Raw genomic sequence first — 21,114 nt, forward strand, 5'->3', positions numbered from 1 at the left:
AAAAGGGTTTTTTTAGTCTTTTTCAAACACTTAGCCGGGGCAAAAGTTTTCTTGAAAGGTCATACTTCCTGACCTAGGTTAATGGGAGGCGATAGATCCACAACGGACGGCGCCTGGGAGCCAGGGAGGTTGGACGGATATGACGCTGCAGGACGTATCCCTTTCAGATCGCTTCGATTTGTCGAAGCGCACCGTGCTTTTGTCGGGCATTCAGGCGCTGGTGCGCCTGCCGCTGATGCAGCGCGAACGTGACGTGAACGCGGGACATAACACGGCAGGACTCGTCACGGGCTATCGCGGGTCGCCTCTGGGCGGAGTTGACCAGCAGATGATGCGCGCAAAACGCGAGCTGGAGGCTTCAAACGTTGTCTTTCAGTACGGTCTGAACGAGGACCTTGCGGCCACAGCGCTCTGGGGATCGCAGCAGGCCGAGCTCCGTGGCGAGGGCAAGTATGACGGCGTCTTCGGCCTCTGGTACGGCAAGGGGCCGGGCGTGGACCGCACCGGCGACGTCTTTCGCCATGCCAACATGGCGGGTACTTCGCCGCTCGGCGGCGTCCTCGTGGCCATGGGCGATGACCACACGGGCGAAAGCTCCACCGTCCTCCACCAATCCGAATTCGCGCTCGTCGACGCGCTGATGCCGATCCTCGCCCCTGCCGGCGTGCAGGAAGTGCTGGACTACGGCATCATGGGCTGGGCGCTCAGCCGCTACACGGGCTGCTGGGTCGGGATCAAATGTCTCAAGGACACGATCGAAGTCACGGAAGTCGTTGACGGATCCTCCGGCCGGGTCGAGGTGAAGATCCCCACCGATTTCGACATGCCCGCCGATGGCCTCAACATCCGCCTCGGCGACACGCCGGTGGCGCAAGAGGCGCGGCTTCACGACTACAAGCGCTTCGCGGCGGAGGCTTTCGGGCGCGCCAACAAGCTCGACCACCGCGTGCTGGGCGACAAGTCGGCGCGCATCGGCATCGTCTCCGCCGGCAAGTCGTGGCTCGACACGGTGCACGCGCTGCAACTCCTCGGCATCGATGAGGAGGAGGCCAAGCGCCTTGGCATCACCACCTACAAGGTCGGCATGACCTGGCCGCTCGACATGAAGTCGATGCAGGACTGGTCCGAAGATCTCGACCTCATCATCTGCGTCGAGGAAAAGCGCAAGCTGATCGAGGTCCAGATCAAGGAAGCGATCTTCGACAACCGCCACGGCCGCCGCGTCATCGGCTGGAAGAAGGAGGACGGCGAGCTTCTCTTCACCGTCAAGGGCGCGCTCGACCCGGTGCTGATCGCCCGCAAGCTCGGCGGACTGTTCAAGGAGGAGGGGCTCAGCTCCGAACGTCTCGACACCGCGATGCAAGTCCTCGACGCCGCCGCCAAGGCCGACAATGCGGAGGAGGTCGCTGCCCGCCTGCCGTGGTTCTGCTCCGGCTGCCCGCACAACACGTCGACCAAGGTGCCCGAGGGCTCCCGCGCCTATGCGGGCATCGGCTGCCACTACATGGTCCAGTGGATGGACCGCGAGACCGTCGGCTTCACCCAGATGGGCGGGGAGGGGGCGAACTGGATCGGCGAGGCGCCGTTCTCCACCACCAATCACGTTTTCCAGAACCTCGGTGACGGCACCTACAACCATTCGGGTGTGCAGGCGATCCGCGCAGCACTCGCCGCCGGAACCAACATCACCTTCAAGATCCTCTACAACGACGCCGTCGCCATGACCGGCGGCCAGCATAATGAGGGCGATCTCGATGCCCTCCGCATCGCGCGCGAGTTGCAGGCCATGGGCGTGCCCAAGATCGTCGGCGTCTACGACCCGAAAGAGGATGTCGACCCCAAGGCCTTCCCGATCGAGATGCGGGAGCGCTCGGAGCTCGACACCGTGCAGAAGGAACTGCGGGAAACCCCCGGCGTGACCGCCCTCATCTACATCCAGACCTGCGCGGCCGAGAAACGCCGCCGCCGCAAGCGCGGCAAGTTCCCCGATCCCGACCGCCGCGTCTTCATCAACCCCGCGGTCTGCGAGGGCTGCGGCGATTGCGGCGTGAAGTCGAACTGCGTCTCCATCATCCCGCTGGAAACCGAGCTCGGCCGCAAGCGCCAGATCGACCAGTCGAGCTGCAACAAGGACTTCTCCTGCCTCGACGGCTTCTGCCCCAGCTTCGTGACGCTGGAGGGCGCGAAGGTCGCGAAGGCCCCGCGCCAGTCGGTGAGCTTCGGTGAGATCCCGGAGCCCGACCTGCCCGCGATCCGCGGCACCCACAACCTCGTCATCACCGGCGTCGGCGGCACCGGCGTCGTCACCGTCGGCGCGCTCCTCGCCATGGCAGCCCACCTCGAAGGCAAGGGCGCGGGCGTGATGGAGATGGCGGGCCTCGCGCAGAAGGGGGGTGCCGTCCACATCCACGCCCGCATCGCCGAGAAACCCAGCGATATCAGCGCGATCCGCGTCGCGGTGGGGGAGGCGGACGGCGTGATCGGCGGCGACATGGTGGTCGCGGCAGGCGCCAAGACTCTCGGCCTGATGACCCGTGGCCGGACGCGCGCGGTCTGCAACAGCCACGAGATCATCACCGGCGACTTCACCCGCAACACCGACTTCCAGCTCCCGACCGACCGCATGAGCCTCGCGCTCCGCGCCCGCCTCGGCGATGACGAAGTCGGGTTCCTCAACGCCACGCGCCTTGCGGAAAAGGTGCTGGGCGACGCGATCTACGCCAACGTCCTGATGCTGGGGGCGGCTTGGCAGGCGGGCATGGTCCCGCTCAGCCACGACGCGCTCTACCGCGCCATCGAGATCAACGGCGCGGGTGTCGAGGGCAACAAGGAAGCCTTCGAACTCGGCCGCTGGGCGGTCCATGCGCCGCAGGAGGCTGCGAAACTGACAGTGGCCGTGGAGGACGCGGAAAAGACCCTCGACGAGAAGATCGAGTTCCGCGCCGACGCCCTGCGCGCCTACCAGAACCGTCGCCTCGCCAAGCGCTACCGCAAGCTTGTCGACCGCGCCCGCGGCGTCAGTGACGAGCTCGGCCTCGCCGTCGCACAGGGCTATCACAAGCTCCTCGCCTACAAGGATGAATACGAGGTCGCACGCCTCCACGCCCAGACGCTGGAGGCCGCGGTCGCCGAGAAATTTAACGATGTGAAGGAGATGCGCTTCCACATGGCCCCGCCGATCTTCTCGAAGACCGACGCCCAGGGTCACCCGGTCAAGCGCGAGTTCGGCCCGTGGATGCTCACTGCCATGAAGCTTCTGCGCCGCGGCAAGATGCTGCGTGGCACACCCCTCGACCCCTTCGGCCGCACCGAGGAGCGCCGGATGGAGCGCGCCCTCATCCAGGAATACGAGGCCGACATGGCCGAGATCCTCGACAAGGTCGACGCCAGCACCCACGACCTCGCCGTGGCGATCGCGACCGTCCCGCTGCAGATCAAGGGCTTCGGCCATGTAAAGCAGGCCAACGCCGAAGCAGCCGCAAAGCGCCGGGAAGAGCTGCTCGCCCAGTTCCGCGCCGGCGGCGCCCCGATCCTGCGGGCGGCGGAGTAGCGCCCGGCATTCTCTCTTCTCAAAGTATCCCCGCCGGAGGCACCCGACCCGTCTGTCGAATGCCTCCGGCGGGCGTATTGGACGAGAGTGATGAGGCTCAGACGAGCCGCGAGTGTTCCATCGCCGCGCGCACGAAGCTCGCGAAGAGCGGATGCGGCGCGAAGGGCTTCGACTTCAGCTCCGGGTGGAACTGCACGCCGACGAACCAGGGGTGATCCGGGATCTCCACGATCTCGGGCAGTTCGCCGTCGGGCGAGAGGCCCGAGAAGAGGAGGCCCTGCTCCTCCAGCCGGTCCTTGTAGGTGATGTCGACCTCGAAGCGGTGGCGGTGGCGCTCGCTGATCTCCTGCGTGTCGTAGATCCCGGCGACCTGGCTGCCCTCGACCAGCATGGCGTCATAGGCGCCCAGCCGCATGGTGCCGCCCTTGTCGTCGTCGATCGAGCGCTTCACGGTCCGGTTGCCCTCGTTCCACTCCTTCATGTGGAAGATCACGTGCTCGAACCGGTCCTTGCCGGCCTCCGCGTCGAACTCCTCGGACCCTGCCTTGGAGATGTCGGCGAGGTTGCGCGCCGCTTCGATCACCGCCATCTGCATGCCGAGGCAGATGCCGAAATAGGGGATGTCGTTCTCCCGCGCATAGCGCGCCGCCTTGATCTTGCCCTCGGTGCCGCGCTCGCCGAAGCCGCCGGGGACGAGGATACCGTGGAAGCCCTCAAGATACGGCGCCGGGTCGTCCTTGTCGAAGACTTCGGCGTCGATCCACTCTGTGCGCACCTTCACCCGGTTGTGCATCCCGCCATGGGTCAGCGCTTCGCTGATCGACTTGTAGGCGTCCTCGAGCTGGGTGTACTTGCCGACCACCGCGATGCGCACCTCGCCGTCGGGGTTGTAGATCCGGTCGGCCACGTCGCGCCAGCGGTCGAGCTTCGGTGCGGGGGCAGGTGAGATGCCGAAGGCGTCGAGCACCGCCTGATCCAGCCCCTCGCGATGGTACGCCAGCGGCGCCTCGTAGATCGATTTCAGGTCGAGCGCCGCAATCACCCGCTCCGGCCGCACGTTGCAGAAGAGCGCCAGCTTCTCCCGCTCCTTGGTCGGGATCGGCTGGTCGGCGCGGCAGACGAGGATGTCGGGCGCGATGCCGATCGAGCGCAGCTCCTTCACCGAGTGCTGGGTCGGCTTCGTCTTCAGCTCACCGGAGGCCGCGATCCACGGCAGCAGGGTGAGATGCATGAACAGGCACTGGCCCGCCGGCTGCTCTTGCGCGAACTGGCGAATTGCCTCGAAGAAGGGCAGGCCCTCGATATCGCCCACGGTCCCGCCGATCTCGCAGAGCATGAAGTCGACCTCCGACCCGCCGATCTCCAGGAACTCCTTGATCTGGTTGGTGACGTGCGGGATCACCTGGATCGTCTTGCCGAGATACTCGCCGCGCCGCTCCTTCTCCAGCACGGTCTGGTAGATGCGGCCGGAGCTCACGCTATCGGTCGAGCGCGCCGCCACCCCGGTGAAGCGTTCGTAATGGCCAAGGTCGAGATCGGTTTCCGCCCCGTCGTCGGTCACGAACACCTCGCCATGCTCGAAGGGCGACATCGTGCCGGGATCGACGTTGAGATAGGGGTCGAGCTTTCTCAGCCGCACCGAATAGCCGCGCGCCTGCAACAGCGCGCCGAGGGCGGCGGATGCAAGCCCCTTGCCCAGGGACGAGACCACGCCGCCGGTGATGAAGATGTAACGTGCCATGCCCGAAAGCTCCCCGTGTCGGCCTCATGCGGCCACAAGGTTCAAATGGAAAACCACGCCGTGCCACGGGACTCGGTGCTTAGCCTCAAATCCCGATTCCGGCAAGAGGCCCCCCGCATTTGGTAGGAGGGGCCGCCGCGATGCGCGATGGATGGGGTTAGTCGGCCGCCGGGGGCAGGGCCGCACCACCGTCTGCGGGCGGCAGCACCACGCCACCGTCCACGCTCGGCGGCAACAGGTCGCCCTGCAGCGCAGGCGGCAGTGAGGGATCGACCTCGCGCGCCGGCAGCTCCGTGCCGAGGCGGTCGATCACCGAGGCATCGCCGCTCTCCTGCGCGCCGAGGATGGTCAGGATCAGGCAGACCACGAGGAACGCCGTCGCCAGCGCCCACGTCACCTTGCTGAGCGCCGTCGCCGCACCACGACCCGACATCAGGCCGCCGCCTCCGCCGCCACCGCCTCCGATGCCGAGCCCGCCCCCTTCGGAGCGTTGCATCAGCACCACGCCGATCAGCGCAAGCGCCAGGATCAGCTGCACGATGAGAAGGACATTGGCCATGAAGCGCGCCTCGTTGCGTCTGGGTTCCAGGATGGGCGGTGTCTAGCAAAGCGATATGGGGGTGTCGATGCGAAAACGCCAGCGACCTGCTAGGCTCCGCAGCGGAGGTGAGCCGATGCCCGAACTCCTGCGCGTAACGCCCTTCCTGCTCGTCGCCGATATGGACCGTGCGCTGCGCTTCTATGTCGACATGCTCGGCTTCGAGGCCCGGGTCCGGTCGGCGGACTACGCGTTCGTAATCCGGGATGCCGCCGCCCTGCGGCTCATCCTGCCAGGGCCGGGCGTCGATCTGAGCGACCCCGCGCGGCAGATCCACTGCTACATCGATGTCAGGGATGTCGATGCGCTCCATGCCGAGTGTGCGCCGCGCCTCGCCGAGTTACCGAATGGCCGCGTCCGCCCTCCGTTCGACACGGTCTATGGCCAGCGCGAGTTCCACGTGATCGACGAGGACGTAACGCTGCTCTCTTTCGGCCAACCCATCGGCTAGCGCCGGAACTCCGGCGGTGCGTATTTCAGCAGGACCGGGACGACCAGCTCCTCCTCATCCTGCAAGTGCCGGTCGAGGAAGCGGTGGAAGCGGACGAGCTCCGTTCCCATCGCCCCCGCCTCGCGCCGGCCGTCCTTTGCCAGTGCGGGCAGCAGCGTGTTGGCGCAGTCCGCAAAGCTCTGCATCGCCTCGCCGAGCGCGTGGTGGTCGCGGTCCAGCATCTCGAAGCCGCGGTCGAGCCGCGCATCCTGCCGCGCGAGCACCGGGAAGTAATGCGCGTCCTCGATCGAGTGGTGGCTGTGCAGCTCCTGCAGCATCGCCTGACCCATACGTCCGATCTCCTGCGCGTAGTCGCGCGCATCGATCTGGCCGTCGAGGAAATCCTCCGTCCCACCCGTCAGTGCCGCGAGCATCTGGCGGAACATCAGGTGCCGATCGAGCCAGAACTGCGTGAGCTGGTCGAAGTTCGGGTGGGCCTCCCACGTCTCCCGCGGGTAGGCCTCCACCAGAACGCGCAGCGCGTCCGGCAAGCCGGTGCGTTTGGCCAGGTCGAGTTGCATGGTCAGGGCCTAACCCGCCGCTCACGCCCTGCCAACAGGCTTGTGAGCGGTGCGACGCCGAGGTCATGCTAGGGGCACGGCAGAGGAGGGACCCGGAATGACGGCACAGGATAGGCTCGACGGCGCGGCGCTCCTGATCATGAGGCTGGGGCTCGCCTGGTTCATCTTCGTGTGGGCGGCGAACAAGATCGTGGTGCCCACACAGTACCAGAACCTCGCGCGCAACTTCGACGGGGTCGAGGTCTCGCTCTTCCAGGTCTACGCCATCGCCGGGGTGCAGATCCTGCTCTGCGCGCTGGCCGCGGTCGGGCTCATGCGGCTCTTCAGCTATGGCGGGCTCTTGATCATGCATTTCTTCACGGTGACAAGACGTTGGGAGGGCTTCTTCGACCCCTTCGCCCTGAACGAGGCCGGAACCTTCCCCGTCAACCGTAATCAGGTCATCGACCTCGCGATCCTCGCCGCGATGATCGCACTCGTGTTGATGATCCGCCGCGACCACTTCTCGATCGGCGGCTGGTTCCACCGCCACCTGCGCGAGTTCAAGTGGTGGATGTAGTTAATCGTTCTCGAAAAAGACTCGCTCTATAAATGTCTTGCGTTACTGTCTTCATTCGTACTCCGAGGAATGAATATGGGTACGTTGGACAAACTTAGACCTGTTGTTGACGACACGATATCGGCGTCGGCGAGGGCTCGTTTTCGCACTGACCCTATCGGCGGCGAACGATACTCTCGCCAAACCAGTATCATCAGCTCGGCTTACAAGCGTCATGGTCAGATACTGGAGCGAGCGCTCCGTGAGCGTTTGTCGGAGTCGGAGTACTTTACCGTATGGCATGAGCCAGAGTTTCGCGTTTCTGATATCGCGGATCGGGCGATCAACGGTAGAAACTCTGATATCCCCGACGGCGGACTGATTGAGTTGCCCTATGGTGATCCTGCTCGAACAATCCAAGTAGATAGTTTTGTGTACGATAGCCGCATCAAGTCGCTGCGTGCCTACGAAATCAAACGAGGCAACGGCCACTTCGATGCAGGAAAGAAGCGTTCTATCCTGCGCGATGTGCTTTGCACTCAGTCTTTGCTGCGATCCTACGGATCGGCTACAGGACTGGATATCTCTATCGCAGAGGCGCGAGTGATCTGCTATTTCGGTGTCAGGGCTCTGCCACCACCGTTATCGCTTGTTGCGGAGGACTTGGACGATCACTTCGTCTTCTCAGTCAAATCGCATGTGGAGCGGGTAAACCAATACTTCCAAGAGCAGCTTTATATGCTTCTGGAAGGTATCAATTCGCAGACACAGCTCGATTTTGACGGTCTTTGCGCGACCTGCCCGATAAAGGGCAGGCCGCAGTCAGTACACTGATCAGTTCCGCGCCTTGTCCACCATCTTGCCTTCGGAGATCCAGGGCATCATCTCGCGCAGCTTGGCGCCGACCTGCTCGATCTGGTGCTCGTCGTTCAGGCGCCGCGTGCCCTTGAAGAAGGGCTGGCCGACGGAGTTCTCCTGCATGAAGTCGCGGACGAACTTGCCGGTCTGGATGTCGGTCAGGATCCCCTTCATCCGCGCCTTGGTCTCGTCATAAGGGAGCACGCGCGGGCCGGAGACGTACTCGCCATACTCCGCCGTGTTGGAGATCGAGTAGTTCATGTTCGCGATGCCGCCCTCGTAGATCAGGTCCACGATCAGCTTCACCTCGTGCAGGCACTCGAAGTAGGCCATCTCGGGCGCGTAGCCCGCCTCGACCAGCGTCTCGAAGCCCGCGCGGATCAACTCCACGAGGCCGCCGCACAGCACCGCTTGCTCGCCGAAGAGGTCGGTCTCGCACTCCTCGCGGAAGTTGGTCTCGATGATGCCCGAGCGCCCGCCGCCGATGGCCGAGCAGTAGGAGAGGCCGATCTCCAGCGCCTTGCCGGAGGCGTCCTGGTGCACGGCCACGAGGCAGGGCACGCCGCCGCCCTTGGTGTACTCGCCGCGCACGGTGTGGCCGGGGCCCTTGGGCGCCATCATGATCACGTCGACGCCGGGCTTCGGCTCGATCAGGCCGAAATGCACGTTGAGGCCGTGGGCGAAGGCGATGGCAGCGCCTTCCTTCAGGTTGTCGTGGACATACTTCTTGTAGGTCTCGGCCTGCAGCTCGTCGGGCATGGTGAACATGATGACGTCGCACCAGGCGGCGGCCTCGGCGATCTCCATGACCTGCAGGCCCTCGCCCTCGGCCTTCGCCTTGGACGCGGAGCCTTCGCGGAGCGCCACGACGACGTTCTTGGCGCCCGAGTCGCGCAGGTTCAGGGCATGGGCGTGACCTTGCGAGCCGTAGCCCAGGATCGCCACCTTCTTGTCCTTGATGAGGTTGATGTCGCAGTCACGGTCATAATAGACGCGCATGGGTTGTCTCCTTCTTGGTGTTCCCCGGATGGCGGCAAGATACGCAGGACAGCGCGATGGATATTTCTTTCTCTGCCTGAATGGGGCATAGAAGCGAAATTCCATTCGTTTGATAGCCTCGATCGCGAAAATCATGCTCGACGATACCGACCGCCGCATCCTGCGTCAGATGCAGGCCGACCCCGCCGCCTCCGTGGCGGCGATTGCCGAGCGGGCAGGGCTGTCGCATGCCCCCTGCTGGCGGCGCATCGCGCGGATGGAGCGGGACGGGGTGATCCGCGGCCGCCGCATCCTGATCGACCGGCGGCAGCTTGGCTGGGAGGTGCAGGTCTTCCTCCGCATCACCCTCGACAAGACCGCGCGCAACGCCTTCGACGCCTTCATCGCGGAGGCGCGGCAGATCCCGGAGGTCGAGACGATCCAGACCCTGCTCGGCCGCGTCGACATCCGCATGGACGTGGTGGCCCGCGACCTCGCGCATTACCAGCAGATCTACCGCGACCGCATCATGGCGCTGCCCCACATCCTCGACGTGGAGAGCCTCATGCTGGTCAGCGAACTGAAGAACATGGAAGCGGTGCCGGTATGACTCTCGACGAGACCGACCACGCGATCCTCGATGCCCTGCGCGCCGACGGCGGCCTGTCGGCGAAGGCGGTGGGGGATGCGGTGGGCCTCTCCCAACCCGCCGCCTATCGCCGGATCAAGCGGATGGAGGAGGCAGGGATCATCACCGGACGCGCCCTGATCGTGGACCGCGCCGCCCTCGGTTACGGCGTCACGGTTTTCCTCGGTGTGAAGCTCGCGGCCCGGGGCAGGGGGGCGATGGGCGATTTCGAGCGTGCCGTGGTCGCCATCCCCGAGGTCCAGCTCGTCCAGCAGGTCATCGGCGTCTACGACTACCGCCTGCGCGTCGTCGCCCGCGACCTCGCCGATTTCGAGCGCATCCTTCGCCGCCGCATCATGACCCTGCCAGGCGTGGGCGACGTGGAGAGCAACGTGTTGCTCTCCGAGGAGAAGTAGACGCGGGTTTCGCGCTGCCTCCTTCGCCTTTGGCGAAGACTTCAGGCGAGGATATTTATCTCAAGCTGGAAGGGGTCAGGTCCGCCCCTTCACCATCCGCCAGCCATAGATCAGCAGGCACGCGCCGAGTACCCCAGCCACCAGCCGCCCGAAGAACGTGGCCGCGAAGCCGAGCCCCACGAGACTGAGAAGCGCATTCAGCACCATCGCGCCCAGAATGCCGAGGAAGATGTTGGTGAGCAGGCCGTGATTGGCCTTCATGATCTTCTCGGCGATCCAGCCCGCGAGCCCGCCCACGATGATTGCGACGATCCAGCCCATGTCGTTCTCCCTCAGCTTGCCCTGGGGCAGGAGGTGGGGCCACAGGGCCGGGAGGTCAAAAAATCACTCGGAGCCGCGGGCCATGGCGGCGACGCCGGTGCGGGCGACCTCGACGAGGCCCAGCGGCACCATCAGCTCGACGAAGGCGTCGATCTTGTCGGGTGCGCCGGTGAGCTCGAAGATGAAGCTTTCGGTCGTCGTGTCCATGACGCGGGCGCGGAAGATCTCCGCCGTGCGCAGCGCCTCCACCCGGTCATTGCCGGTGCCGCGGACCTTCACCAGCGCAAGCTCCCGCTCGACGCTCGGGCCCTCGACGGTGAGATCGTGGACCTCGTGCACGACGACCATGCGTTCGAGCTGGTGCTTGATCTGCTCGATCACCTGCGGCGTGCCGGTCGTGACCACCGTGATGCGCGAGCGGTGGCCGGTATGGTCCACCTCCGCCACGGTGAGGCTGTCAATGTTGTAGCCGCGCCCGGAAAAGAGCCCGATGACGCGCGCCAGCACCCCGTCCACGTTGTCGACCAGCACGGCCAGCGTGTGCCGCTCCTGGCTGTCGCCGAACGGGGTCTTGAGATCATAGGCGCTCTTGCGCGAGGCGCCTTTCTTGAGGTCGAGGGGGCTCATTGTGCTCCGCCTTTCCAGGTCACGAGGTCATCGCCAAGGGTGATGTCCGCCGAGGATAGTGTCGATGCCTCTGCGAGGGAGACATCTGCGCCGCCGGGTAGGACGGCTGGAACCGTCCCGCCGTTCCTTAGGTCGAACGGATCCCCTTCGACCAGTTCGACGGTCCAATCAAGTATGGACGTTCCGCGTGAGCAGCCCCCGTCCTCAGGCGCGCCGCCCTCGATCGCCGGGGGGCCCTCGGGACCGTATCGAAAGCATATGTAGACAAGACCATCACGCCCTCGATCGGTCCACCACTCACCTGTAGCGATGTTCGGGCCGAAGTCGGACCAGAGATAAGCGTCGCCGTTGCTCGCCAGATACTCGATCTGCGTACCGGTATCCGGTCGGAACACCCGTAGCGTGCGGCCTTCGTAGACGTCGCGAAGTGCCTGCGGCGATGCGCTCAGTGCACGGATACCATCTGCTGTCTCGGTGCCGGAGCACGCCGACAGAGTTGCTGCAACAGCGAGCACTGCCAACGGCGATCGAATGCGAGAGAAGGGAGCAAGTGCGCTGCGCCTAGCCTTTTCAAGGGAATACATAGGGTTCCTTGTCATTCGATGGGCAATCGGTGATCGGCGATTTCGGTGCGAAAGCTCTCGATATCTCCGTCCGACAGCACGAGAGGTACGGTGCCGGAACGGAGGTCGTAGGAGTCGCCGGACAGTAGTGTTTGCTGCGCAAAGGCGCCGGGCGACAAGGCAATCAGCAGTGCGAGAACGAGCTTCACACCAGCACCGCCCCGCCCGCATCGATCGCGTCCTTGGTCGACGCTTCACCCAGCAGCATCTCGTTGTGGGCCTTGCCCGACGGGATCATGGGGAAGCAGTTCTCGTGCTTCTCGACCACGCAGTCGAAGACCACCGGGCCGTCATAGGCGATCATCTCGCGGATCGCCTCGTCCAGATCGTCGGGATCGTCGCAGAGGATGCCCTTCGCGCCGAAGGCCTCGGCCAGCTTCACGAAGTCGGGCAGGCTCTCGGACCAGCTATGCGAGTACCGCTCTCCATGCAGCAGCTCCTGCCACTGGCGCACCATGCCCAGTCGCTCGTTGTTGAGGATGAACTGCTTGACCGGCGCCTTGAACTGCATCGCCGTGCCCATCTCCTGCATGTTCATCAGCCACGACGCCTCGCCGGCGACGTTGATGACCAGCGCATCCGGATGCGCGATCTGCACGCCGATCGACGCCGGGAAGCCGTAGCCCATGGTGCCCAGCCCGCCCGAGGTCATCCAGCGGTTCGGCTCCTCGAAGCCCATGTACTGCGCCGCCCACATCTGGTGCTGGCCGACCTCGGTGGTGATGTAACGGTCGTGTCCCTTGGTCAGCGCCTCCAGCCGCTCGAGCGCGTATTGCGGCTTGATGGTCTTGCCGGACTGGGTGTAGCCGAGGCACTTGATCGCCTTCCAGGTGTCGATTTTCGCCCACCACTTCTTCACCGCCTCGGCCTTGGTCTTGCGCCCGCGCGCCTTCCAGACCTTCAGCATGTCCTCCAGCACGTGGCCCACATCGCCGACGATGGGGATGTCGACGTGGATGTTCTTGTTGATGGAGGAAGGGTCGATGTCGATATGCACCTTCTTCGAACCGGGGGAGAACGCATCCGTCCGCCCGGTGATCCGGTCGTCGAAGCGCGCGCCGATGCAGATCATGACGTCGCAATCATGCATCGCCATGTTCGCCTCGTAGGTGCCATGCATGCCGAGCATCCCCATCCACTTCTCGCCCGAGGCCGGGTAGCAGCCCAGCCCCATCAGGGTGGAGGTGATCGGGAAGCCGGTGCTCTCCACCAGGTCGCGCAGGAGCTGGCTCGCACCGGGGCCCGAGTTGATCACGCCGCCGCCGGAATAGAGGATCGGGCGCTCCGCATTCTCGATCAGCTCGACCGCCGCCTCGATGGCGGCCAGATCGCCCTTCACCTTCGGCGCGTAATGGCCCAGATCCGCCTTCTTCGGCGGGACATAATCGCCCTTGGCGAACTGCACGTCCTTGGGGATATCGACCAGCACCGGCCCCGGCCGCCCGGTGACGGCAACGTGGAACGCCTGGTGCAGCGTGCCCGCCAGCACATCCGTCTCCTTCACCAGCCAGTTGTGCTTGGTGCAGGGCCGGGTGATGCCGACCGTGTCGGCCTCCTGAAAGGCGTCATTGCCGATCATGAAGGTCGGGACCTGGCCCGACAGCACGATCATCGGGATCGAGTCCATCAGCGCGTCCGTCAGCCCCGTGACCGCATTGGTCGCCCCGGGGCCGGAGGTCACCAGAACCACGCCCGGCTTGCCGGTGGAGCGCGCATAGCCCTCGGCGGCATGGGTCGCCGCCTGCTCGTGCCGGACCAGGATGTGGCGGATCTCGTTCTGCTTGAAGATCTCGTCATAGATCGGAAGGACCGCGCCGCCGGGATACCCGAATACGGTATCCACGCCCTGATCACGGAGGGCCTTAACGACGATCTCTGCGCCAGTCATGCGGGTCATGGGTCTCTTCCTTCTCGCGGGGACGCACCCCGATTTCACTCCATGCGGCGGACACAAAAAAACCCCCGTCCGGGGGTCATGCGCGTCTCTCTCCTGCGGGGTTCTCTCCCGAGGGGTCAGACGCGCCTTCCAATAAGTACGACGATGCTCATCGCTCTCTCCGCTGCACGAGGGTTGTTTTACAGGAGCGGGGCAGGGGGTCAACCTCTCTCGGCGGAGAAAGTGACGCGAATTGGGGTGAAATGCACATTTTCTTTCGTTGGGGGTCTCGCGCGCGACCGATCCGGCAAATCGCGAGGGCTTCGCGGTCGAATCAATCCGCCGCCGCGCGCCCATGCGCGTCGAGATGCAGGGCGATCACCGCGATCATGCCCACGGTCAGCAGACCCAGCCCCCGCACCCACCGCCCATGCCGCGGTGCAGGCGAGGAGCACGATCCGGCGCATCGCCGACCGCTCCCCGATCGGCCCCTGCAAACCTAGCGGCACGAGCGTGAAAAGCATCCCCAGCCCGATCACGAGGTAGAGGTGGATCACGATCCCTTCATTGTCCCCGTCACCATACTCGTTCCGCGCCCCGATCACGGTCACCAGCAGCGCCAGCACCGCAAGGCCGAAGACCGATGCGCTCCACCACAGCCCGCCGGGATGGGCGTTGGCACAGCCGAGTGCCAGCGCCAGCAGCCCGCCCGCATAGCCGTAGAGCGCGACATCCTGGATGATCTCCCACTCGCCGGCGGCGAGGTCGCTCACCGTGTCGGCCACCCAGTCGTGATCCGGCACCACGAGGCTGCCGACGACGTTCCCGCCGATCAGCGCGACACAGCCGAGCAGGGCCAGTGCCGCGCAGATCCGAAGCATCGCCGGTTCGGTGGTGTTCGAGGAGCGCATCGGTTTCTCCTTCTGCCTCAAGGAGATAACGCGCGATCTGCGCCCGTCACCTTCACGGCACCTGCATCAGCACGAGATAGCCGGCATAGCCCGCCAGCAGCGCCACCCCGGCCCGGCGCCCGATCCCACGCCGGGCGAGGAGGAGCAGCACCAGCATCGCGGCCAGCATCACGGGAATGTCGAGTGCCGCGAAGCGCGGTGCCGCCGCCACCGGCGCGATCACCGCCGTCGCGCCGAGGATGCCCAGCAGGTTGAAGATGTTGGAGCCCACCACATTGCCCACGGCCAGTGCGGCCTGACCCCGCCGCGCCGCGGCGATCGAGGTGGCAAGCTCGGGCAGGGAGGTTCCGACGGCCACGATGGTCAGGCCGATCACCGCCTCCGACAGCCCCGCCGCCTCCGACAGCCCGACGGCGCCGCGCACCAGCAGGTCCGCACCGATCAGCACGCCCGCGAGCCCCGCGCCCAGCTTGACCAGCGCCACGCCAAGACGCGGCCGGGCGCTGCCATCGTCCGGCTCCGCCTCCCGCCGCAGCGCAAGCGCCAGGTATCCTGCCAGTCCCGCCAGCGCGACGAGCCCCGCGAGCCGCCCGACCTCCCCGGTTAGGGCCGCCGCCAGCAGGGCGACGCCTGCCGCCAGACCGATGGCGATATCCGTCCGCTCGCCGGGGCTGACGCGCAGCATCCCGCCCAGCAGTGCGGACAGGCCTAGGATCAGCAGAATGTTCGCCGTGTTCGACCCCACGACGTTGCCGAGCGCGATGTCGGGCGAGCCCGCAAGCGCGGCGCGCAGCGAGACCGAGAGCTCCGGCACCGACGTCCCGAAGCCGAGCACCACGGCACCCACCACGCCCGCCGACAGTCCCAGCCGCCGCGCCAACGCTACCGCGCCGCTCACCAGCCCGCCGCCGCCCGCGATGAGCAGCACCAATCCCCCGACCAGCATCAGGCCCAGCATCGCATCCTCCACGCCATGGCAGCGCGCATGTCGGATGCATCGCGGGCCCCGAAAAGGGCGTGGCGCAAAAATTTTCGGGGCCCTGCACGCCTTGACGGCGGCCCGTCGTGCACAGGTTTACCTCTTCTGCCTTGTCGAAATATCCCCGCCGGAGGCCCCGGCTGGCCCGATGGTTAACGCTGAATACCTGAGCGAAGCGCTTGGCATACGCATGTCATACGCCCTGTGCACGCAAATCATACGCCGGCATCCGGCGTTAACCCTTCAGTCGGTCAGCCCGAGCAGCCCGCTCTCCAGCACGTACCGCGTCAGCCCCGCGGTGGTGTCGATGTTGAGCTTGCGCTTGATGTTCTTCCGATGCGTCTCGACGGTGCGCACGGAGATATCGAGGTCCCGCGCCACCTCCTTGTTCGAGAGGCCGCGCGCCAGCCGCAACAGCACCATCTGCTCCCGGCTGGTGAGCACCTCGCGCTCCCCCTCCGGCGTCAGCGCGCCTTCGGTGCCGGTGCACAGATACGTCTCCCCGGCATGGACCTTCTCGATGGCGGTCACGATCTCCTCGGTCGCGACGTCCTTGAGCAGGTAGCCCTTCGCGCCATGCCGCAAAGCCGTTGAAATGTATTCAGGATTGTCGTGCATCGACAGGATCACGATGCGCGCCTCGGGGTCGCGTTCGAGCACCAGCTCGGTCGCCGTCAGCCCGTTCATGCCGGGCATGTTGAGGTCCATCAGCGTGACGTCGGGGGCCATGCGCTCGATCGTGTCGACCGCATCGCGGCCTGTCGCCACGGCGGCGATGACCTCGATCTGGTCGAAGGTCTCGAGCACGGCGCGCACGCCCTCGGTCACGAGGGGGTGGTCGTCGGCGAGCAGGACGCGGATGCGGCTCATGCCTCCGCCGTCTCCCGCGCCGGCGCGCCAGAGGTCAGGTGGTGCGCGGGCAGGTTCGCCTCGATCCGCGTGCCCTCGGGCGAGGAGGAGATGCGGAAGGTTCCGCCCAGATGCTCGATACGCTCGGCCATGTTCCTCAGCCCGATCCCCTGTCCCTGCCGCCGCGGGGCGAAGCCGCGGCCGTTGTCCGAAATGGTGAGCGCCGCACCGCGGCGGTGCGGCTTGATGCGCAGCTTGACCTCGGTCGCCCCCGCGTGCCGCTCGATATTGGTCAGCGCCTCCTGCGCCACACGGAAGAGCGCGGTCTTGCCTTCGGCACTCAGCGAGTTGCGCAGCGCCACCGTGTCGAGCCGCGTGCGGATGCCTGTACGCGTCTCGAACTCTTCGCACAAGGTCTTGAGCGCTGGCGACAGGCCGAGGTCATCCAGCGCCGCGGGCCTCAGGTCGCGGCTGATCCGGCGCACCTCGTGAATGGCGAGGTTGAGCTGGTCGCCCGCCTTCTCCAGCGTCGGCTTCACGGCACCGCCCCCGTCGATCCGGCGCAGGGCGAGCTCCAGCCCGTAGCGGATGCCGACGAGGATTTGGGAAATGGAATCATGGAGTTCGCGCGCGACCCTCGCGCGCTCCTCCTCCTGCGTGTCGACGATCCGCTGGGTGAGCACGGCGAGCTTGCTGTCGGCCAGCCGCCGCTCGCGGATGTTGATGAGCATGCCGGAGGCGAAGACGCCGAGCAGCACGACGGAGGTGATGGCCGCGATCCAGAGGAAGGTGTCGCGGATCCGCGCCTCCATCTCCGCCCGCGTGGCCGCGACCTCCGCGCGCACATCGTCGATGAAGATGCCGGTGCCCACCGCCCAGCGCCAGTCCTGCAGGCCGATCACGTAGCTGACGATCGGGCTTTCCTCTCCGGTCGAGGGCTTGGGCCAGACATATTCGTGGTAGCCCCCGCCGCGCCGGGCGAGGTCGATCAGGGGCTGCACGACCGGCGTGCCCGTGCTGTCGGTCAGGTCGATCCAGTTGCGGGTGATGAGCTCCGTCTGCTTGGAGCTCACGAGGTTCGTCCCGTCATAATCGTAGACGAAGAAGAAACCGTCCTTGCCGTAGGTCATCGCGGCGAGGATCTGGGCCGCGCGCTCCTTCGCCTCCTCGTCATCCGGTCCGGCAGGGCCGTAGATGTGGTAGATCGCGTTGCGCGCGAGGCTCATGTAATTGCGCAGCTCGGCCTGCTTGGTCTCCAGCAGCGTCTCCTCAAGGAAGGCGATCTCCTCCTCGGCGAGCTGACGGGACTGGTAGGCGACGAGCGTCGCGATGCAGGCGACCGCGAGGACGAGCGGCAGCGTGGCCAGAAGGAACACCTTCTGCCCGTAGCTCGGCCGCATTCTGTCGCGCAGGCTCACCCGCATTCCACATCCCCCACAGGTGCCACATAAGACGCGAGGCGGGCGGCGGGATCAAGCGGGCTGCGTAAGCAGGACGCGCCGGGCGGCCTCCGCGATCTCGCGCCGGATGGCGTCGTGGCTCCAGCCGCAGTCGAGATGCAGATGCTCCCAGTTGCGGACGTGGAGCAGGGTCCAGAGCAGATCGGTCGCCGCCGCCGCCTCCAGATCCGTCCGCAGGTCGCCGTCGCGGGCGAGCGCGGCAACGGCGGCGGCACAGCCCTCGCGCATCGCCTCCATCCGGTCGTCCCATGCGGCGGCCGCCGCCTCGTCGGTTTCGCGGGCGAGCAGGAGGGCGCGGGCGACCGGGTGGATCACCGGGATGTAGTCGGCCCAGGCGCGGACATAGGCGTCGAGCCGGGCGCGGCCCGTCGCGGCCGTGCGGCTTTCCTCCAGCCGCGCATCCATGTCGGAGGTCGCATCCACATGGCGCACTGCGGCGATCAGAAGATCGGTGCGGTTGTCGAAATGGAGGTAGAGCGCCTGGCGGCTCACCCCCGCCTCCTTCGCGATGTCGGAGAGGCGCACGGGCTTCCCCTCGGACTGCGCCAGCAGGGTGCAGGTGGCGGCGAGCAGGCGATCGCGGGTCGTTTCATTTGCACTTGACATGGTGTCAATCTACTGGCATTTGACATCGTGTCAATTGACACGGTGTAAAGCGAAAGGAGAACCCCATGACCAAGCGCATCTTCATCTGGGTCGGCCATCCGCGGGCGGAGAGCCTGTGCGGCGCGCTCGCCGACCGGTACGAGGCCGAGGCCCGCGCCGCAGGCGCCGAGGTGCGGCGCCAGAACCTCGCCGACATGCAGTTCGATCCGAACTTCCCGGGCTATGTCGGGCGGCAGGAGATCGATCCGGATCTGGTGGCCTGGCAGGAGAACATGGCCTGGGCCGACCACGTCCTCTTCGTCTTCCCGTACTGGTGGGCGAGCATTCCGGCGATGGCGAAGGCCGTGCTCGACAAGGCGCTCGTGCCGGGGTTTGGCTTCAAGTACCGCAAGGACAGCATGTGGTGGGACAAGCTCCTGGCAGGCCGCACCGGCGACGTGATCCTGACCTCGGACACGCCGCCCTGGCTCGACACCTGGCTCTACCGCAAGCCGGGACGGCGGATGCTCAAGAACCAGGTGCTCGACTTCTGCGGCATCACGCCGCGCAAGATCGTGCAGTTCGGCTCGGTCAAGAGCTCCACGCCGCGCGACCGGTCGCGCTGGATCGAGCGGGCAGGGGACATGGGCCGCACGGCGGCGGAGAAGCCAGTGCGCACCGCGGCACCCGTGCCCGCGCACAGCTCGATCACGGCACGGGGTGCGCGGGCCTGATGCGATCCTACCGAAGCGGCGGCCCCACGAACTCGAGGTCGTAGGCCGCCGCGATCTCCTCGACCCGCGCCTTGTCCTCGGCGGGGTTGAGCCCTTCGGTCTCCCCGAAGAAGTCCGCCCCGCGGCCCGGCGTCAGGATCACCTGAACCACCGAGCCCGCAGGCTCCACCCCAACGAATGTGTGCTGCAGCCCCGGCGGGATCATCACCAGATCGCCCTCGCCGGCGGTGAACTCGTCCTCGCCGCAGACGAAGCGGACCCGGCCCGACAGGACGGTGAAGAGCTCGTGCTCGCGCCAGTGGATGTGGAGCGGCGGGCCCTGGCCTTCCTCCACCGTTTCGCGGAACACGCCGAAGGCGCCTCCGGTCTCTGCCGCGCTGATCGAGATGGTGCGCGCGATGCCGAAGGCGGTGTTCGGGGTGCCGTCCCCCGCGCCGCGATGGATGCCCTGCCGTTTCATGATATGCTCCCTTCCAAGGCGCTTCGGGGACGAGATAGGGCGGCCAGGTTTCAATCCATGTACCCTCTACGGGTTTGTAGGTATTGGAACCCCGCACCTCACTCGCTACGGTCGCGCCATTATTCGATCCGCCCATTCAAAAGGGTGGGCGCTACTGGGAGGTATCCATGGATCGTCGCTCTTTCCTGAAGAATTCCGCGATCGGCGGCTCGGCCGCGGCCGCGAGCACCGCGCTGGCCGCCCCGGCCTACGCGCAGGGCCGCCGCACGCTGACGCTCGTCACCACCTGGGGCCGCGGCCTCGCCGGTGTGCATGACAGCGCGCAGTACTGCGCCGACATGATCACGGCCGCCACCGACGGTGCGCTGACCATCGACCTGAAGGCCGCGGGCGAGCTCGTCGGCGCGTTCGAGGTGTTCGATGCCGTCGCCTCCGGCCAGGCGGACATGTATCACGGTGCCGACTACTACTTCGTCGGCCAGCACCCGGGCTTTGCCTACTTCACCGCCGTGCCCTTCGGCATGACGGCGCAGGAGATCCAGAACTGGTACTACTGGATGGGCGGCAAGGAGCTGCACCACGAGCTGGGTGAGATCTTCAACATCCACTCCTTCATCGCGGGCAACACCGGCGCGCAGGCCGGTGGCTGGTTCAGCCGCGAGATCGCCTCGCCCGAGGATTTCAACGGCCTCAAGTTCCGCATGCCGGGCCTCGGCGGCCAGGCGCTCGGCCGCCTCGGCGCCTCCGTGCAGAACATCCCCGGTGCCGAAGTGTACCAGGCGCTGTCCTCCGGTGCGATCGACGGGACCGAGTGGATCGGCCCTTGGGCGGACGAGAAGGCGGGCTTCCAGGAGATCACCAAGATCTACTACACCTCCGGCTTCCACGAGCCGGGCGCGGCCCTGTCGCTTGCCACGAACCTCGACGTGTGGAACGAGCTCTCCGACGCGCACAAGGCGGTCATCGAGAACGTCTCGGCCGCGGCACACTCCATCAACCTCGCCCAGTTCATGGCCGAGAACGGGGCCGCGCTGCAGCGTCTGCAGTCCGCCGGCGTCGAGTTGAAGGAGTTCCCGGACGAGGTCTGGGATGCGTTCGGCCAGGCCTCCCAGGAGGTGCTGGAGGAGAACATGGGTGACGAGCTCTACGCCCGCATCCACAACTCCGCGATGGACTCCATGCAGAAGTCCTCGGGCTGGATCGCACGGTCCTCGGGCGTCTACACGGCACAGCGCGACCGCGTGCTGGGCTGATCCATCCGACCGGGGGTGCGCCGTCGCGCGCCCCCGGCACCACCGGGCCGGACGCCGCCGCGCATCCGCCCGTTCTCGCATTTCGCAGTCCGACGCAGGTAGGGTCCAATGCTCGAGG

The 21,114-nt window shown here is 66.1% G+C and carries 23 protein-coding genes; 8 read left to right on the plus strand and 15 right to left on the minus strand.

Annotated features, from left to right (window positions below; genetic code table 11):
* Nucleotides 1–139: 139 nt before the first annotated feature.
* The gene (locus tag I0K15_RS18835; RefSeq protein ID WP_196103015.1) at nt 140–3,550 is read left to right on the plus strand and encodes an indolepyruvate ferredoxin oxidoreductase family protein; all 3,411 of its coding nucleotides are present in this window, start codon (nt 140–142) and stop codon (nt 3,548–3,550) included.
* A gap of 97 nt (nt 3,551–3,647) precedes the next feature.
* Here the strand turns inward: I0K15_RS18835 and I0K15_RS18840 are convergent, their stop codons facing one another.
* Together I0K15_RS18840 and secG are read right to left on the minus strand one after the other, a co-directional pair.
* The gene (locus tag I0K15_RS18840) at nt 3,648–5,291 is read right to left on the minus strand and encodes a CTP synthase (RefSeq protein ID WP_196103016.1); all 1,644 of its coding nucleotides are present in this window, start codon (nt 5,289–5,291) and stop codon (nt 3,648–3,650) included.
* Between the two features lie 157 nt (nt 5,292–5,448).
* Entirely contained in the window at nt 5,449–5,850 is a 402-nt protein-coding gene (gene secG, locus I0K15_RS18845) for a preprotein translocase subunit SecG (protein ID WP_196103017.1), read from the minus strand.
* A gap of 115 nt (nt 5,851–5,965) precedes the next feature.
* On the opposite strand from secG, the gene I0K15_RS18850 reads away from it, so the two are divergent.
* Complete coding sequence (locus tag I0K15_RS18850; RefSeq protein ID WP_196103018.1) at nt 5,966–6,340, plus strand: bleomycin resistance protein; 375 nt, start codon at nt 5,966–5,968, stop codon at nt 6,338–6,340.
* On the opposite strand, the gene I0K15_RS18855 is transcribed toward I0K15_RS18850, so the two are convergent.
* The gene (locus tag I0K15_RS18855) at nt 6,337–6,900 is read right to left on the minus strand and encodes a hemerythrin domain-containing protein (protein WP_196103019.1); all 564 of its coding nucleotides are present in this window, start codon (nt 6,898–6,900) and stop codon (nt 6,337–6,339) included. The two genes, I0K15_RS18850 and I0K15_RS18855, sit on opposite strands and share 4 nt — an antisense overlap.
* Before the next feature lie 97 nt (nt 6,901–6,997).
* Between I0K15_RS18855 and I0K15_RS18860 the strand changes: the two genes are divergently transcribed.
* Nucleotides 6,998–7,459, plus strand: coding sequence for a hypothetical protein (locus I0K15_RS18860; RefSeq protein ID WP_196103020.1), 462 nt, complete (start codon nt 6,998–7,000; stop codon nt 7,457–7,459).
* A 75-nt stretch (nt 7,460–7,534) separates the two neighbouring features.
* A complete protein-coding gene (locus I0K15_RS18865; RefSeq protein ID WP_196103021.1) occupies nt 7,535–8,272 on the plus strand; it encodes a hypothetical protein in 738 nt (245 codons plus the stop codon).
* On the opposite strand, the gene ilvC is transcribed toward I0K15_RS18865, so the two are convergent.
* Nucleotides 8,273–9,295 carry a ketol-acid reductoisomerase gene (gene ilvC, locus I0K15_RS18870; RefSeq protein ID WP_196103022.1) on the minus strand — a complete coding sequence of 341 codons (1,023 nt, stop codon included), beginning with the start codon at nt 9,293–9,295 and terminating at the stop codon, nt 8,273–8,275.
* A gap of 133 nt (nt 9,296–9,428) precedes the next feature.
* On the opposite strand from ilvC, the gene I0K15_RS18875 reads away from it, so the two are divergent.
* Nucleotides 9,429–9,884 carry an Lrp/AsnC family transcriptional regulator gene (locus I0K15_RS18875; protein WP_196103023.1) on the plus strand — a complete coding sequence of 152 codons (456 nt, stop codon included), beginning with the start codon at nt 9,429–9,431 and terminating at the stop codon, nt 9,882–9,884.
* A complete protein-coding gene (locus I0K15_RS18880) occupies nt 9,881–10,318 on the plus strand; it encodes an Lrp/AsnC family transcriptional regulator (RefSeq protein ID WP_196103024.1) in 438 nt (145 codons plus the stop codon). Before I0K15_RS18875 ends, I0K15_RS18880 begins: the two co-directional genes overlap by 4 nt.
* Nucleotides 10,319–10,393: 75 nt before the next feature.
* On the opposite strand, the gene I0K15_RS18885 is transcribed toward I0K15_RS18880, so the two are convergent.
* From I0K15_RS18885 to I0K15_RS18930, 10 genes are all read right to left on the minus strand, one after another.
* The gene (locus tag I0K15_RS18885) at nt 10,394–10,639 is read right to left on the minus strand and encodes a GlsB/YeaQ/YmgE family stress response membrane protein (RefSeq protein ID WP_196103025.1); all 246 of its coding nucleotides are present in this window, start codon (nt 10,637–10,639) and stop codon (nt 10,394–10,396) included.
* 63 nt (nt 10,640–10,702) lie between these two features.
* Nucleotides 10,703–11,266: an acetolactate synthase small subunit gene (gene ilvN, locus I0K15_RS18890; protein ID WP_196103026.1), complete on the minus strand. Its 564-nt coding sequence runs from the start codon at nt 11,264–11,266 to the stop codon at nt 10,703–10,705.
* Entirely contained in the window at nt 11,263–11,787 is a 525-nt protein-coding gene (locus I0K15_RS18895; RefSeq protein ID WP_196103027.1) for a hypothetical protein, read from the minus strand. Before I0K15_RS18895 ends, ilvN begins: the two co-directional genes overlap by 4 nt.
* Before the next feature lie 74 nt (nt 11,788–11,861).
* The gene (locus I0K15_RS18900; protein ID WP_196103028.1) at nt 11,862–12,038 is read right to left on the minus strand and encodes a hypothetical protein; all 177 of its coding nucleotides are present in this window, start codon (nt 12,036–12,038) and stop codon (nt 11,862–11,864) included.
* Entirely contained in the window at nt 12,035–13,786 is a 1,752-nt protein-coding gene (locus I0K15_RS18905) for an acetolactate synthase 3 large subunit (protein WP_196103029.1), read from the minus strand. Before I0K15_RS18905 ends, I0K15_RS18900 begins: the two co-directional genes overlap by 4 nt.
* A gap of 200 nt (nt 13,787–13,986) precedes the next feature.
* Entirely contained in the window at nt 13,987–14,676 is a 690-nt protein-coding gene (locus tag I0K15_RS18910; protein ID WP_230374186.1) for a DUF998 domain-containing protein, read from the minus strand.
* Nucleotides 14,677–14,728: 52 nt separating this feature from the next.
* Nucleotides 14,729–15,634: a calcium/sodium antiporter gene (locus I0K15_RS18915; RefSeq protein ID WP_196103030.1), complete on the minus strand. Its 906-nt coding sequence runs from the start codon at nt 15,632–15,634 to the stop codon at nt 14,729–14,731.
* Nucleotides 15,635–15,898: 264 nt separating this feature from the next.
* Nucleotides 15,899–16,525 (minus strand): response regulator transcription factor, encoded by a 627-nt coding sequence (locus tag I0K15_RS18920; RefSeq protein ID WP_196103031.1) that lies wholly within the window; start codon nt 16,523–16,525, stop codon nt 15,899–15,901.
* Nucleotides 16,522–17,928, minus strand: coding sequence for a cache domain-containing protein (locus I0K15_RS18925; protein ID WP_196103032.1), 1,407 nt, complete (start codon nt 17,926–17,928; stop codon nt 16,522–16,524). Before I0K15_RS18925 ends, I0K15_RS18920 begins: the two co-directional genes overlap by 4 nt.
* A 48-nt stretch (nt 17,929–17,976) precedes the next feature.
* A complete protein-coding gene (locus tag I0K15_RS18930; RefSeq protein ID WP_196103033.1) occupies nt 17,977–18,570 on the minus strand; it encodes a TetR/AcrR family transcriptional regulator in 594 nt (197 codons plus the stop codon).
* Nucleotides 18,571–18,635: 65 nt separating this feature from the next.
* Between I0K15_RS18930 and I0K15_RS18935 the strand changes: the two genes are divergently transcribed.
* Nucleotides 18,636–19,283 carry an NAD(P)H-dependent oxidoreductase gene (locus I0K15_RS18935; protein WP_196103034.1) on the plus strand — a complete coding sequence of 216 codons (648 nt, stop codon included), beginning with the start codon at nt 18,636–18,638 and terminating at the stop codon, nt 19,281–19,283.
* A gap of 7 nt (nt 19,284–19,290) precedes the next feature.
* Here the strand turns inward: I0K15_RS18935 and I0K15_RS18940 are convergent, their stop codons facing one another.
* Nucleotides 19,291–19,743, minus strand: coding sequence for a cupin domain-containing protein (locus I0K15_RS18940; RefSeq protein WP_196103035.1), 453 nt, complete (start codon nt 19,741–19,743; stop codon nt 19,291–19,293).
* Nucleotides 19,744–19,910: 167 nt separating this feature from the next.
* On the opposite strand from I0K15_RS18940, the gene I0K15_RS18945 reads away from it, so the two are divergent.
* Entirely contained in the window at nt 19,911–20,996 is a 1,086-nt protein-coding gene (locus I0K15_RS18945) for a TRAP transporter substrate-binding protein (RefSeq protein WP_196103036.1), read from the plus strand.
* The last annotated feature ends 118 nt before the right edge of the window (nt 20,997–21,114 follow it).

Origin of the sequence: Pontivivens ytuae, from assembly GCF_015679265.1 — a bacterium.
GTDB lineage: Bacteria > Pseudomonadota > Alphaproteobacteria > Rhodobacterales > Rhodobacteraceae > Pontivivens > Pontivivens ytuae.

Bases quoted from the DNA above. Each gene is read 5' to 3' on its own strand.
- secG (WP_196103017.1), bottom strand. From the start codon at position 5,850: ATGGCCAATGTCCTTCTCATCGTGCAGCTGATCCTGGCGCTTGCGCTG.
- I0K15_RS18945 (WP_196103036.1), top strand. From the start codon at position 19,911: ATGGATCGTCGCTCTTTCCTGAAGAATTCCGCGATCGGCGGCTCGGCC.
- I0K15_RS18850 (WP_196103018.1), top strand. From the start codon at position 5,966: ATGCCCGAACTCCTGCGCGTAACGCCCTTCCTGCTCGTCGCCGATATG.
- I0K15_RS18865 (WP_196103021.1), top strand. From the start codon at position 7,535: ATGGGTACGTTGGACAAACTTAGACCTGTTGTTGACGACACGATATCG.
- I0K15_RS18885 (WP_196103025.1), bottom strand. From the start codon at position 10,639: ATGGGCTGGATCGTCGCAATCATCGTGGGCGGGCTCGCGGGCTGGATC.
- I0K15_RS18905 (WP_196103029.1), bottom strand. From the start codon at position 13,786: ATGACCCGCATGACTGGCGCAGAGATCGTCGTTAAGGCCCTCCGTGAT.
- ilvN (WP_196103026.1), bottom strand. From the start codon at position 11,266: ATGAGCCCCCTCGACCTCAAGAAAGGCGCCTCGCGCAAGAGCGCCTAT.
- I0K15_RS18875 (WP_196103023.1), top strand. From the start codon at position 9,429: ATGCTCGACGATACCGACCGCCGCATCCTGCGTCAGATGCAGGCCGAC.
- I0K15_RS18935 (WP_196103034.1), top strand. From the start codon at position 18,636: ATGACCAAGCGCATCTTCATCTGGGTCGGCCATCCGCGGGCGGAGAGC.
- ilvC (WP_196103022.1), bottom strand. From the start codon at position 9,295: ATGCGCGTCTATTATGACCGTGACTGCGACATCAACCTCATCAAGGAC.
- I0K15_RS18940 (WP_196103035.1), bottom strand. From the start codon at position 19,743: ATGAAACGGCAGGGCATCCATCGCGGCGCGGGGGACGGCACCCCGAAC.
- I0K15_RS18920 (WP_196103031.1), bottom strand. From the start codon at position 16,525: ATGAGCCGCATCCGCGTCCTGCTCGCCGACGACCACCCCCTCGTGACC.
- I0K15_RS18915 (WP_196103030.1), bottom strand. From the start codon at position 15,634: ATGCTGGGCCTGATGCTGGTCGGGGGATTGGTGCTGCTCATCGCGGGC.
- I0K15_RS18835 (WP_196103015.1), top strand. From the start codon at position 140: ATGACGCTGCAGGACGTATCCCTTTCAGATCGCTTCGATTTGTCGAAG.
- I0K15_RS18860 (WP_196103020.1), top strand. From the start codon at position 6,998: ATGACGGCACAGGATAGGCTCGACGGCGCGGCGCTCCTGATCATGAGG.
- I0K15_RS18925 (WP_196103032.1), bottom strand. From the start codon at position 17,928: ATGCGGGTGAGCCTGCGCGACAGAATGCGGCCGAGCTACGGGCAGAAG.
- I0K15_RS18855 (WP_196103019.1), bottom strand. From the start codon at position 6,900: ATGCAACTCGACCTGGCCAAACGCACCGGCTTGCCGGACGCGCTGCGC.
- I0K15_RS18930 (WP_196103033.1), bottom strand. From the start codon at position 18,570: ATGTCAAGTGCAAATGAAACGACCCGCGATCGCCTGCTCGCCGCCACC.
- I0K15_RS18910 (WP_230374186.1), bottom strand. From the start codon at position 14,676: ATGCGCTCCTCGAACACCACCGAACCGGCGATGCTTCGGATCTGCGCG.
- I0K15_RS18840 (WP_196103016.1), bottom strand. From the start codon at position 5,291: ATGGCACGTTACATCTTCATCACCGGCGGCGTGGTCTCGTCCCTGGGC.
- I0K15_RS18880 (WP_196103024.1), top strand. From the start codon at position 9,881: ATGACTCTCGACGAGACCGACCACGCGATCCTCGATGCCCTGCGCGCC.